This is a genomic window from Sulfurimonas sp. NW7 (assembly GCF_051132265.1).
GTDB lineage: Bacteria > Campylobacterota > Campylobacteria > Campylobacterales > Sulfurimonadaceae > Sulfurimonas > Sulfurimonas hydrogeniphila.
This window is the reverse complement of record NZ_CP093235.1, coordinates 1-12,928: the sequence shown is the minus strand read 5'-3', so window position 1 is coordinate 12,928 and position 12,928 is coordinate 1. Positions and strand designations below refer to the sequence as shown.

The following is a 12,928-nucleotide window of genomic DNA, read 5'->3' as shown; positions in this document are numbered from 1 at the left end:
TTATTCTATCCCCACATCCATATATCTTCTCATTAGTTTTATCTCTTTTTTCCTGTACTGCATTTTCAAACAAGACTTGTTTGTGTTTCTGAAGGCTTCACCCTGCGGGGTGATAATACCGCTCATTGCTGTGCACTCTTTATTTGCACTGTCACTTGCCACAACATAGCACTGATTCATCAAGGCCAGTGCCTGTGTCAAAATTTTAAAATGCTCTGTACGCAACTCTCCCCACCATGAAGGCACGGCAATAACATCGGCCCCTTCTGATTTTTGCCACAGTTCTTTAAAACGCAGTTCAAAACAAACAAACACGGCTAACTTAATACCGGCAACTTCCACTATTTTAAAATCTTCTTCACTGCCTGCATGCATGTATTTGTCTTCATCACCAAATTTAAAAAGTTTGGCTTTTGCTCTTTGAAACACCACTTCTCCGTTATAAAAAACTTTGGCAAAGTTATAGACTTTCCCCTCTTTTTCTTCTAACATTGTCAAAACAATGATTTTGTCATGAGAAACTTTTTTCAGTGCCTCAGTAGCCCGTGGCGCAAAAGCAAGCATTGCATCCATACGCTCATAATCATAAGAAGTCAAACACACTTCAGGTGCAACTATAATGGTATTTTTTTCTGTTTGTGTAATAAGTGCCAAAAGTGTCTGTAAATTATTTTCATAACTCTGTGTTGTTTCAAACAACAAAGAGCATAAAGAGTATTCGGCAGTGTTAGAAGTCATCATCAAACGAAAGACTGCCTTTTGAGTAGTTTGTTACAGTGCCTTCAAAGAAGTTTGTTTTCTGGTCATTGAATTTTGCAAAGTCATCTACCCATTTAATAGGGTTGGAGACATTGTACAGCTTGTCAAAACCGACAGAGTTTAATCTGTCATCGGCGAGATACTGAATATACTGCTCAACAATCCCATCTGTCAAACCTAAAATCTGTCCCTGCGTGATATATTTTCCCCACTCGGTCTCAAGCTTGACAGCCTCTTTAAACATCTCAATTACATCGGCTCTGAGTTCATCAGTAAAAAGATCCGGTCGCTCTTTTCTTAAGGTATTGATTAAATTTTGAAACAGTACCAGGTGTGTCACTTCATCACGCTGAATGAAACGAATCATCTGTGCGGAACCGAGCATTTTTCCCGAACGTGCCAGTGTATAGATGTAGGTAAAACCACTGTAAAAATAGATGCCTTCAAGTATCTGATTTGCAAAACATGCTTTGACAAAATTTGTATCTGTCGGATTTTTTGCCAGCTCCTGATAGACTGCGGCAATCGTATCATTTTTGTGTTTGAGCATCATATCTCTGCGCCACAGATCATATATCTCTTCCGAATTTGTGGAAATAGAATCAACCATCACAGCATAACTTTGTGAGTGCAAAGCCTCTTCAAAAGACTGGCGCACCAAAATAAGATTTATCTCAGGAGCAGTCACATAAGGATTTACGTTATCTATTAAATTGTTTGTTTGGAGTGAATCCATAAAAATAAGTTGCGAAAGCGCTTTGTCATAAGCCGTTTTTTCAGCATCCGTGAGTTGTTTGTAATCATTGACATCCCGTGTCATATCAACTTCTTTTGGAAACCATGTGTTGTTGAGCATCATCTCCCACAGATTATATGCCCATTGGTATTTAATGTTATTGAGTTCAAAAATACCTGTCGGATTTCCGCCAAAGACTTTTCTGTCATTAACATTTTCAGTTGAGTCAGGGTTATATATCTGTTTTCTGTTCATGGAATTCCCTTGTAAGTGATTATTTGAGTGTATGATTATATCCATCTGTAGATAAATTTTTGATAAGATATGAGAATGAATTTCAAACCATCTATTTTATTAAAAAACAGACATGTACAAACTGTCTATGCCAGCCTCTTTCGAAGGGTTCTTGTCAAAAATTTTGAGATAGAAACATTCACCCTCAGCGACGGAGATTTTCTCGAATGTTATTGGAAAAAGATTGATAATCATACAAAAATGTCTCCTGTTGTCATACTTTTTCACGGATTGGCAGGTTCTTATAAGTCTCCCTATATTCAAGGAACAGTAAAAGGACTCAAAGAAGCGGGATTCAGCAGTGTAGTCATGCATTTCAGAGGCTGTTCGGGCAAGCAGAATCTCAAACCAAGATCATACCACAGCGGTGATACACAGGATGCTTTTGAATTTATACAGGCTGTTTCAAAAAGATATCCCCGGGCAAAGATATTTGCGGTCGGATTTTCACTCGGTGCAAATATGCTCCTGAAACTTTTAGGAGAGAAACGCTCTACATGTAAACTTACTGCCGCTGTTGCTGTATCTGCACCGATGCTTTTAGACAAATGTGCCACACACATAAATAAAGGCTTTGCAAAATTTTATCAAAAGATTTTATTAAAAGATTTAAAAAGAGACTTGGAAAAGAAATATGAATCTTTTAATATGCAACAGATTATTTCTTTGCAGCAAAATGAGATAAAAAAATTAAAAAATTTTTGGGAATTTGACAATGTCTACACAGCCCCTGTTCATGGATTTTGCTCTGCACAGGAGTATTATACGAAATCCAGCAGCAGACAGTTTTTAAAATTCATATCAGTTCCAACACTTGTTATTCATGCGAAAGATGATCCCTTTATGCCTCCTGATATATTGCCAAAATATAATGAAATATCATCTGCCGTTGAATTGGAAGTCAGTGAATTTGGAGGACATGTGGGGTTTGTGTCAGGAAGTATTTTCCGCCCTCAATATTGGGCGGAAAAAAGAGTTGTCAGTTTTTTTAAAACATTTTTGCAGCAAGAGGTTCAAAAAGATATTTGAAACTCTCTATTTTTATTTGCGTGCGTGACGTTTTCTTTCACTCTCTGTTAAAAATTTCTTACGGATACGAATATTTTTAGGTGTCACTTCCAAAAGTTCGTCATCTTCTATCCACTCTAATGCACGCTCTAAACTCATATCACGAGGCGGAACAAGTTTAATCGCCTCATCTGCACCGCTTGAACGGACATTTGACTGTGCTTTTCCTTTAATAGGATTTACCACAAGGTCATTTGAACGTGAATGCTCACCGATAATCATACCCTCATACACTTCTGTCTGCACACCGATAAACAAAACACCGCGGTCTTGAATACCAAAAAGCGAGAAAGCCAGTGTAGAACCAGATGTCATGGAAACAAGTGCACCGTACGAACGTGACTCAACTTCACCTGAGAACGGACGAAATTCCAAGAAAGAGTGATTCATTACACCCTCACCTTTTGTATCTGTCAAAAACTGCCCTCTAAAACCGATAAGTGCACGCGCAGGAATTTCAAACTCTATACGTTGGAAACCCTGTCCCATTGGCAGCATTGATTTCATTTCCGCTTTTCTTTTTCCCAAACGCTCAATAACCGTACCGCTTAAATCTTCCGGAACATCAATCACCAAATGCTCAAAAGGTTCACATTTCACACCGTTAATCTCTTTGGTAATAACTTCCGGACGCGAAATTGAAAATTCAAAGTTTTCGCGACGCATATTTTCGGCAAGTACTGTAATTTGAAGTTCACCACGGCCGGAAACTTTGAATTTACCCTCGCCGACAACTTCAAGACGCATGGCAACATTTGTGTTCATCTCAAACTCAAGTCTTTCACGAAGCTTGTTTGATGTAACGTGTTTGCCTTCTTTACCGGCCAAAGGAGAATCATTTACGGCAAAAACAACAGTCAGTGTCGGCTCTTCAACATGCATAGGATCAAGTGCAACAGGATTTACAGGATCGGCAATCGTGTCTCCAACATCAACAGTTTCCATTCCTGCAAATGCAACAATATCTCCTGCTTCCGCCTCTTCGATTTCCATACGGTTCAGTCCGTGAAAACCTATAAGTTTGGAGATTTTTCCTTTGACCATTTCGCCGTCAGCTTTTGCAAGCATAACATTGTCGCCTTTATGTACAGTACCGTTAAAGATACGGCTGATACCGATTTTACCGACATAGTTGTCATAATCAAGTGTAAATACCTGTGCCTGCAGAGGATTTTGTGCATCACCCTCCGGTTCAGGAATTTTATTGATGATTGTTTCAAAAATACACTCGAAATCACCATCAGGATCATCCATATCCATTTTTGCCATACCGTCACGGGCAGCAGCATAGATAATAGGAAAATCCTGCTGTTCGTCTGTTGCACCCATGTCTGCAAAAAGGTCAAACATTTCATCTACAACACGCTCAGGATCTGCTGAAGGTTTGTCAATTTTATTGATAACGACAATCGGCATTTTACCAAGTGCCAGCATTTTTTTCACAACAAATTTTGTTTGAGGCATAACACCTTCATAGGCATCAACAAGTACCAAAACACCATCTACCATTTTTAAAACACGTTCAACTTCCCCACCAAAATCGGCGTGGCCCGGAGTATCTATAATATTGATTTTATAATCTTTGTAACGAATAGCTGTATTTTTTGAAAGAATCGTAATACCACGCTCTTTTTCGATGTCATTGCTATCCATCGCTCTTTCATCATGTTGTTCGTGAGAACCGAATGTACCGGATTGCTCCAAGAGCCCATCAACCAGTGTAGTTTTACCGTGGTCAACGTGAGCGATAACGGCTATATTTCTAATTTTTTGCATTAGGGGTTTCCTTTATTTGGAAAATTTGCTGAAGAAAATTCTGCATTTCAGAGTACTTTCAGCTATTTTTCGCGAATTATACCCAAATAATTATTATATCCTTGTAAAATTAGTGATATACTTAGAGTATGATTAACTATCCGAAGAGTCTCGATACTATTTTTCACAAATTATACACACACAATATACTGCCTGTCATTGTAGGCGGTTATATTCGCGATACACTTTTAGGAATTCCTTCAAATGATATTGATATTGAGCTCTACGGAGTCAGTTCTCTTGATAAAGTTGAAGAAATTTTACAGGAATTTGGAAAGGTGAACAGTGTTGGAAAGAGCTTTGGTGTCTGCAAGATGTACTATAAAAATTTGGATTTGGATTTTTCTCTGCCAAGAGAAGATAACAAAATTGCTTCGGGACATCAGGGTTTTGCAATCAAAATCTATAAAAATCTGGATTTTAAAACAGCTGCACTCAGAAGGGATTTTACCATCAATGCCATAGGTTATGATGTTGTCGGTAAAAAAATATTAGATCCTTATCACGGCAGAGAAGATTTAGATAAAAAAATATTACGCTCTGTGGATAAACAAAAATTTAAAGAGGATCCTTTGCGGGTTCTTCGTGCCGTTGTCTTTGCATCCCGCTTCCGTATGAAGCTTGATAAAATTCTTATGCTTACATGTAAAGAGATGATAAAAGAAAAACTTCTTGAAGAACTTCCCAAAGAAAGAGTTTTTCAAGAATTACAAAAACTTCTTCTAAAATCAGACAAACCCTCTCTCGGATTTAATCTTCTTAAAGAGTTAGGAGCATTTTCATTTTTTAGAGAACTTGCATTTCTAAACAGACAAGAGTATAAGGAAATTTTCAACTCTTTGGATATGTTAAAACAACTGTCAATAACAAATGATAAAGAGTTTGTTATACTTGCTTTGGCTGTTATAACATCGAAGTTTTCAACAATACAGACACAGACATTTTTACAGAGAGTAACAAATGAAAAAACACTAATCAAAAAAGTTTTGCAACTTCATACAATTGATTTTGATTTAGATGATTTTAATGATTATGATATATACAAACTTGCTCAAAAAACAGATATTGCATTTTATGCACACTACTTACATGTAACGCAGAAGAAAAAGAAAAATACAGAGTATTTACTCAAAAAAGCGAAAAAACTCAATGTACTTCATAAACCAATTCCTCCTCTCGTCAGTGGAAAAGATTTAATTGAACTGGGTCTGCAGCCATCAAAAGAATTTTCAAAAATACTTCAATCAACATATCAGGCACAGATTCAAAATATTTTTAACACTAAATCTGATGCTCTCATCTGGCTCCAAAAAAATCTACTTTCCTAAAATATTCATTTTATTTTGTAGTTTTGAATATTGATTTATAGTGTTTATTGCTGATTTTAAAGTCTCAACGAGTTTTGAACTGTATATTTGTTTATTACGTGTGTCATAATCATTGATAAGTTCTTTATAAATTTCTAAAAATTTTTGAGCTGATTCGATAGTTTCCATATTAATATGTTTGTTCGTCAAAACAGCAATAAAAAGCTCAAAAGCTTTTTTCTTTTTTATATCCATATCATCGTTTTTAATAAAATATGCTTGTGTTTTTTCATCAAACGAAATAAGTTTTTTCATAACTTCATTTGCGCCTTCAACACTTAGTGCAAGATCTTTCATATTATTTTTTATATAAGAGCGCATTTCGGTAAGATTCATTTTTGCTATTTTTTCAATTAATTGCGAATTTGCCAATTTATCTTGATTTTTTTTACCAAACATTATCTACTCCTTATATTTTAGTTTACAACAGTTTCAATTTCTGAGAGATATTTTCCTTCCAGATAATCAATTTTCATCTCTTTGGCAACCGTGTAAACTTCTTTATCTTCTATATTTTTTATCCAGGTTTTTACACCTTTTTCATGAGCCATAACAGTAAAACCATCAATTATATTACGATTGTGAAATAGTTTTTCTTTATTTGAATAATAAGTATCAAATCGGACTACATCAATATTTAATTCTCTTAAATATAAAAAACTTGTATGCAGTGAACCTAATCTGTCTATGGCTACAAGGACACCAAAAGCTTTTAACGATTTTATTATACTATTATATCTGCTTATATAAGAATAATACTGCATTTCACTTAAAACAAACATTATTTTCTTGTCAGAATATTCTTTTAAAAGTTCTTTTGTTTTTGAAAGGAATTTGTCATTTCTCAATGATGTAGGCAAAACATTGATTGCGTAAATATTTTCTCTGTATTGGCAGTTTTTTAAAATTTCTTCTAAGACCATCAAATCAAAACTCACACCGAGTCCCAGTTTATTGATAACTTTTAAATATGTTTTTGGATGAATTATTTTTTTGTTTTGTCCTTTGAGTTTTATATAACATTCTCTAAAGACTGCATCATTTTTATTGTTGTAAACTGCCTGTGACATAATAAGAAGATTTTTATTTTCAATAGCATCAATGACCAATAATTCCAATTCATTTGGATTGATACTCTCTTCTTCTTTGTATTTCATATTTTTGTTTTTATTTTGAAGATCAAAAAGGTTTTCTATGAGGTAATTTAAATCTTTTGAATAACTCGTATCTGTCATGGCTCCTGATATTTTTATCTCTATATCATCCACATTCAAATCATTGGATTTTAAACATATAAGTTCTAGCAAAGTGCTGTATCTGTCTTTTGCTCCATCAAGTCCTATGATAAAATCACCGCCTTTAATGTGACCAATAGGAAAATTTTCAATCCCTTCTTTTTTTAAATACTCTGTTATCCAATCAACAACATACTTTAAAACTTTATCTCCGTTTTTTAATCCGTAAAGAGTATTTATATCATTTAAATTATCTATACTGATAAGAATCAGCGTATACTCTTTTTTTTGTTTTATCTCTTTTTGCAAATATTGATACAGATATTCTCTGCTGAAGGTTTTTGTTACACTGTCTGTTATTTTTACATCAAATCCTTTGTATATAAGAAAAAAAATAAAGTAGATACTGACAAGTAAAAGTAAAACAGCTTCTATATAAAATGATATTTCAAGTGTAGTGTAATTACTGATAAGTGTATGAAAAATAAAGGCAAGTATAAGAGCAAAGATAGGTAAAGCCATTCTAAGTGCAAGCTTAAAACGGTATTCCCTCTCTTTTGTTTGGGACAATAACATTTATACGTCTAAATGCTTCACATCTTTTGCATGTGTTTCGATATAGTTACGACGAGGTTCAACTTCATCACCCATAAACAATGTAAATGCATCTGATGCAACAGTTGCATCTTCTATGGAAATTTGTAAAAGGACACGGTTTTCAGGTGTCATGGTTGTTTCCCATAACTGATCAGGATTCATTTCACCCAGACCTTTGTAGCGTTGAATATACGCACCTTTTCTTGCATAGTCTTTGATATTTTCCAGTACTTCTATGATATCTTTGTCAAAATGAATATCCCATTCTGTTATCTTTTTATAAACAAAACTTGCTTCATTGAAATGCGGAGCAGAAAAAAGATCATCATTTATAAGAAGCTCTTCCATTCCTGTTTCTGTCTGTACAAAAAGATGAATTTCATTTGTTTCTTCATTAATGGTATAGGTTAAAATATTGTTGTTTATTGAAGTTAAAAATTTCTCTATTTCAACAAACATCTCTTTTGCAGGCAAGGCAATCAGGTCAGGGTTTTCAATAAAATGACGGATAAGTTTTACAAGAGCATAACGACGATTGAGTGCTTCGAGTGAAGAAGCATAATGATCAACCATTTTAAAATAGGCTATTAAATCATTATTTCCCACTCCGTCAACTTCCAAAGATTCTATACCGTTGCTGATAAGATATTCATTCATAGCAGCATCATCTTTAAAATAGATCTCTTTTTTGCCTTTTTTGTAACGATACAGTGGCGGTTGTGCAAGGTACAAATAGCCTTTATCGATAATGTCACGAAAATACCTGAAAAAGAAAGTAAGGAGAAGTGTCTGAATATGAGAACCGTCAACATCAGCATCCGTCATGATAATAATTTTATGGTAACGGAGTTTTTCTTCTTTATACTCTTCTCCGATTCCACAACCCATAGCCGTTATCATATTTGTAATTTCATCTGATTTTAAAATCTTGTCAAGCCGTGCTTTTTCAACATTTAGAATTTTACCTTTAAGTGGTAAAATTGCCTGAAAAACACGGTCACGCCCCATTTTTGCAGAACCACCCGCAGAATCCCCTTCCACCAGATAGAGTTCGCAGATACTTGCATCTTTGCTTTGACAATCAGCCAATTTTCCTGGAAGGGTGCCAACACTCATAGAATCTTTTCTTCGTGTTAATTCTCTTGCTTTTTTGGCAGCTTCACGACCGCGTGCTGCCATTAAAGCTTTGCTGACAATGGCTTTGGCCTCTATAGGATTTTCTTCAAAATATTTGTTAAGAGCTTCACCTGTTGCTTTTTGAATAAGCGGACGTACATAGGTGTTTCCGAGTTTTCCTTTTGTCTGTCCTTCAAACTGAGGTTCCGGAACACGGACTGAAACAATTGTAATCAGTCCTTCTTTTACGTCATCTCCGGAAATTTTGACATCTTTTTCTTTTGCGGCACCGTTTTTGGCATTATAGTTTGATATGACACGTGTAAGTCCTGCACGAAAACCTGCTTCATGTGTTCCCCCGTTTGGCGTGCGGATATTATTGACAAATGAGGCAAGTTTTTCTTCATAGGAGTCATTATACATCAGGGCAATGTCAAACTCTATATCTTCGGCTTTTCCGCTGAAACTGTAGACATTGGCAACAATTTCTTTTTTATTCATATCATTTACATACTGGGCTATACCGCCTTCAAAATGATAGACTTCTTTTGTACCGTTTCTTTCATCATTGAATTTTATGGTGATAAAAGGATTCAGATAGGCAAGTTCTTTGAATCTTTTTGCCAGATATTCGTATTCAAAGGTTATTGTTTCTGTAAAGATACTCGGATCTGCTGCAAATTCAATAGTTGTACCGGTTTTACGGGTTGTTCCTGTAACTTCAAGAGGTCCCTGGGGAATCCCCATTTTAAAATCCTGTTCATGGATTTTCCCGTCACGGTAAATTGTCATGTGTAAATCAGAAGAGAGGGCATTTACAACAGAAACACCGACTCCGTGCAGTCCTCCGGAAACTTTGTAGGTATCTTTGTCGAATTTACCTCCGGCATGCAGTACTGTTAAAACAACAGTAGCGGCGCTCATATTTTCGGTAGGGTGCATCTCTGTCGGAATTCCGCGACCGTTGTCACTGACTTTACATGTACCGTTTTTAGTGAGTGTTACTGTTATAGTGTCACAATACCCTGCCATTGCTTCATCAATAGAGTTATCAATAACTTCATAGACCAAGTGATGCAGACCGCGGTGTCCGGTATCTCCGATATACATACCGGGACGTTTACGAACAGCTTCCAAGCCTTTAAGAACTTTAATATTACTAGCGCCATATTCTTGTTGCATTTAATACTCCATTGCCGTTTTCGGCATAATTAAAGACATTTTATCTAAAATAATCTTATGATAAGTTTTATAGCTGTGCAGAGGAAGGGAGAACCTACAGTTTAAATAACTATAGGCATAACAACTGTAATAAAATTTTCATCTTTTAAAACAAAAGGAAGGTTTCCTTCATTGAGTCCGATTGTAAATTCTGAAGAGTTTATAGAATTTAAAAAATCAAGTAAATATTTTGAATTGATTGCTATTGAAAAAGGTTCATCGAAACCTGTGTTGTAACTAATTTCTGTTTTTGCTTCGATGTTGTCTTCGCTTAAACTTTCAAAACTGATGGTATCATTGAAAAAAGTGAGTTTTACATCTGTAGATATAGTTGTAATTTGTTTGATAGAATTAATCATAATGGCTTTAGGCAAAACCAGATTATAGTTTGTTTCTTTGGGAATGATTCTTGAATATTCAGGGAATTTTCCGTTAATGAGTTTTGTAAAAAAAGTATATTGTTCTGAATGGATAATAAGATTTGTTTCGTCATAATAGAGCTCGATATTATCAAAAAAGAGTTTTTGGATTTCAACAATTGCTTTTTTGGGAATTATTATAGATAATTCGTTCTCACTTTGGTTGTTAAGAGTAACAACTGCCAATCTTCGTGTATCTGTGGCTGCAAAGTTAATAGAATCTTTTTTTATATCTATTAAAGCACCGTTAAGTTCAAATTTGGGATTGTTGGTATCTATGGCAGGTGTTATTTTTTTTAAAGATTCGATGAGAGTGTGTGATTCGATGGAAATTCTTGGTTTTCCTTCGTAAGAAGGAAATTCCGGAAACTCATTATATGAAAAAGTAGGCAGTTTGAAATTAGAGTGTCCCTGTGATATAAGAAGAGTGTCATTTTTTGCTTCCAAATTAATATCATCATCTTTTAATATTCTGACAATATCGAGAAATTTTTTACCGTTAGCGGTAATACTGCCTTCGTTTTCAATTTTTAGATTATCAGTTGATACTAAAAAACCTATTTCATAATCAGTTGCCTTCAGTGTTAGTTTTGAGCTGGAAACATTCATATAGACATGTGAAGTTATCTGTGATGTATCTTTTTTTTCCAAAAAAGGTGCAGCATGAATGAGTATATTTTCCAATATAGATTTTGAGATGGTAATTTTCATTTTTTAAATCCCTATATATTTATATAATTTTAGTAAGTAGTAGTAGTATGGAGTGAATATGTGACAAATCAACTCAAACACCTACAGGCTTACTTTTTGAGATGTGAATACACCTTAAGGCTTCTTTCACATCTATTCACTTTTACAATTATATCTTTTTTTTTAATGCTTTTAAAATAAAATCAGGAGATAGATGTTATTTTGTTTGTAAGTTCATCAATTTTTACTTTAAAATCTTCATCATCTTTAAGTAGATTGTTGATTTTTTTAATGGTATGGCTGATGGCGGTATGGTCTTTCATTCCAAAATACTGTGCGAGTTGAGGCATTGTGTTTTGTGTAAGTTCGCGGCAGATATATATGGCAATTCTACGGGCATATACAATATTTTTGCTTCTGCCTTTTGAACGTATTTCACTTGGTTTGATGTTGAGATCTTTGGCTACAACTTCGGTAATGGTTTCCATTGTAAGGTTTGCTCTGTTCTCATTCATCTGGTCTTTGAGCACATTTTTTGTAAAATCCAGATCAATGTCAACATGCATCAGTTGTGAATAGGCATGGAGTTTGGAAAGTATTCCTTCAATTTCTCTTACATTGCTGTCGATGACGGTTGCTATGTAGTTGACTATATCTTCGGAGAGTTTTACCTTGTTTATTTCACATTTTTTCTTGATGATGGCTATTTTTGTTTCTAATTCCGGTGGCTGTATATCGGCAACGAGTCCCCACTCAAATCTGCTTTGCAGACGCGCTTCAAGACCGCCGATTTTTTTAGGATGTTTGTCAGCCGTGAGAATAATTTGCTTTCCGGCACCTTTTAAAGCTTCAAAAGTGTGAAAAAATTCTTCTTGAATACCTTCTTTATTACTTAAAAACTGAATATCATCAATAAGCAGTACATCACATTTACGGTATTTTTCCTGAAAACGTTCCATCGTTTTGTTCCGTACATGTCGGATAAAATCATTTAAAAACTGCTCAACTGTCGTATATATAACAACTTTGCCTTCATTTTGAAAAACATTGCCGGCTGCCTGCATGAGGTGGGTTTTTCCAAGACCGACACCACCGTAGATAAACAAAGGATTGTAAACTTTTCCTGCATTTTCGCTGACACTTTTTACAGCAGCATAGGCAAACTGGTTGGAACCTCCGACCATAAAGTTGTCAAAAGAGTGTGAAGGATTTAACAAAGAGCTGCTTTGTTTTACTTCTACGGCTTTTTTTGTCTTTCTTTTTTCTATACTGTTTTTAAGCGTTATTTCTACATTTACTTTGGAACCGTTTTTTACTTCAAAAAGATGTGCTATTTTTTCTCTGTATTTATTTTTAATCCAGTTGACAACCAGTGCATTGGGAGCATAAAATATAGCCAAATCAGCAGTAGATTTTTTTATATCATAAGAGAGATGTCTTATATATCTGTTATATTCGAGTTCACTTATTTCATCTTTGAGTGCCTGTAATACTTCTTGACCTATATTCACATAAAACCTTGTTTCTTTTTTTATATGTGAATAATACTTTTTTTATCCATAAAACAGGGTTAAATAGATGTGAATAGCCAAAATTCTCTTATGTGAATAT

General features: G+C 34.8%; 10 protein-coding genes. 2 read left to right on the top strand and 8 right to left on the bottom strand.

Annotation, left to right across the window (positions count from 1 at the left end; genetic code table 11):
- Together MLC35_RS00050 and MLC35_RS00045 are read right to left on the bottom strand one after the other, a co-directional pair.
- Positions 1 to 741 carry a carbon-nitrogen hydrolase family protein gene (locus tag MLC35_RS00050; RefSeq protein ID WP_151901452.1) on the bottom strand — a complete coding sequence of 247 codons (741 nt, stop codon included), beginning with the start codon at positions 739 to 741 and terminating at the stop codon, positions 1 to 3.
- Positions 728 to 1,750 (bottom strand): ribonucleotide-diphosphate reductase subunit beta, encoded by a 1,023-nt coding sequence (locus MLC35_RS00045; protein WP_151901453.1) that lies wholly within the window; start codon positions 1,748 to 1,750, stop codon positions 728 to 730. The genes MLC35_RS00050 and MLC35_RS00045 overlap by 14 nt, the downstream gene beginning before the upstream one ends.
- Positions 1,751 to 1,825: 75 nt before the next feature.
- Between MLC35_RS00045 and MLC35_RS00040 the strand changes: the two genes are divergently transcribed.
- Entirely contained in the window at positions 1,826 to 2,818 is a 993-nt protein-coding gene (locus MLC35_RS00040; protein WP_434637136.1) for a hydrolase, read from the top strand.
- Between the two features lie 12 nt (positions 2,819 to 2,830).
- Here the strand turns inward: MLC35_RS00040 and typA are convergent, their stop codons facing one another.
- Positions 2,831 to 4,633 (bottom strand): translational GTPase TypA, encoded by a 1,803-nt coding sequence (gene typA, locus MLC35_RS00035; protein ID WP_151901455.1) that lies wholly within the window; start codon positions 4,631 to 4,633, stop codon positions 2,831 to 2,833.
- Positions 4,634 to 4,761: 128 nt separating this feature from the next.
- Between typA and MLC35_RS00030 the strand changes: the two genes are divergently transcribed.
- Positions 4,762 to 6,000, top strand: a complete 1,239-nt coding sequence (locus tag MLC35_RS00030) for a CCA tRNA nucleotidyltransferase (RefSeq protein ID WP_434637134.1) — start codon at positions 4,762 to 4,764, stop codon at positions 5,998 to 6,000.
- On the opposite strand, the gene MLC35_RS00025 is transcribed toward MLC35_RS00030, so the two are convergent.
- The 5 genes from MLC35_RS00025 to dnaA form a co-directional block, all read right to left on the bottom strand.
- Positions 5,989 to 6,438 (bottom strand): hypothetical protein, encoded by a 450-nt coding sequence (locus tag MLC35_RS00025; protein WP_346389059.1) that lies wholly within the window; start codon positions 6,436 to 6,438, stop codon positions 5,989 to 5,991. The two genes, MLC35_RS00030 and MLC35_RS00025, sit on opposite strands and share 12 nt — an antisense overlap.
- Before the next feature lie 17 nt (positions 6,439 to 6,455).
- On the bottom strand, positions 6,456 to 7,850 hold the full coding sequence (locus MLC35_RS00020) for a bifunctional diguanylate cyclase/phosphodiesterase (protein WP_434637132.1): 1,395 nt from the start codon (positions 7,848 to 7,850) through the stop codon (positions 6,456 to 6,458).
- Positions 7,851 to 10,169 carry a DNA topoisomerase (ATP-hydrolyzing) subunit B gene (gyrB, locus tag MLC35_RS00015; RefSeq protein ID WP_434637130.1) on the bottom strand — a complete coding sequence of 773 codons (2,319 nt, stop codon included), beginning with the start codon at positions 10,167 to 10,169 and terminating at the stop codon, positions 7,851 to 7,853.
- Between the two features lie 101 nt (positions 10,170 to 10,270).
- Positions 10,271 to 11,338 carry a DNA polymerase III subunit beta gene (gene dnaN / locus MLC35_RS00010; protein ID WP_434637128.1) on the bottom strand — a complete coding sequence of 356 codons (1,068 nt, stop codon included), beginning with the start codon at positions 11,336 to 11,338 and terminating at the stop codon, positions 10,271 to 10,273.
- Positions 11,339 to 11,520: 182 nt separating this feature from the next.
- The gene (gene dnaA / locus MLC35_RS00005; protein WP_193150788.1) at positions 11,521 to 12,828 is read right to left on the bottom strand and encodes a chromosomal replication initiator protein DnaA; all 1,308 of its coding nucleotides are present in this window, start codon (positions 12,826 to 12,828) and stop codon (positions 11,521 to 11,523) included.
- Positions 12,829 to 12,928: the final 100 nt, after the last annotated feature.

What these genes read in the sequence shown, in the direction of transcription:
- MLC35_RS00050 (WP_151901452.1), bottom strand. Translation starts at nt 741, where the DNA reads ATGATGACTTCTAACACTGCCGAATACTCTTTATGCTCTTTGTTGTTT.
- MLC35_RS00045 (WP_151901453.1), bottom strand. Translation starts at nt 1,750, where the DNA reads ATGAACAGAAAACAGATATATAACCCTGACTCAACTGAAAATGTTAAT.
- MLC35_RS00040 (WP_434637136.1), top strand. Translation starts at nt 1,826, where the DNA reads ATGAATTTCAAACCATCTATTTTATTAAAAAACAGACATGTACAAACT.
- typA (WP_151901455.1), bottom strand. Translation starts at nt 4,633, where the DNA reads ATGCAAAAAATTAGAAATATAGCCGTTATCGCTCACGTTGACCACGGT.
- MLC35_RS00030 (WP_434637134.1), top strand. Translation starts at nt 4,762, where the DNA reads ATGATTAACTATCCGAAGAGTCTCGATACTATTTTTCACAAATTATAC.
- MLC35_RS00025 (WP_346389059.1), bottom strand. Translation starts at nt 6,438, where the DNA reads ATGTTTGGTAAAAAAAATCAAGATAAATTGGCAAATTCGCAATTAATT.
- MLC35_RS00020 (WP_434637132.1), bottom strand. Translation starts at nt 7,850, where the DNA reads ATGTTATTGTCCCAAACAAAAGAGAGGGAATACCGTTTTAAGCTTGCA.
- gyrB (WP_434637130.1), bottom strand. Translation starts at nt 10,169, where the DNA reads ATGCAACAAGAATATGGCGCTAGTAATATTAAAGTTCTTAAAGGCTTG.
- dnaN (WP_434637128.1), bottom strand. Translation starts at nt 11,338, where the DNA reads ATGAAAATTACCATCTCAAAATCTATATTGGAAAATATACTCATTCAT.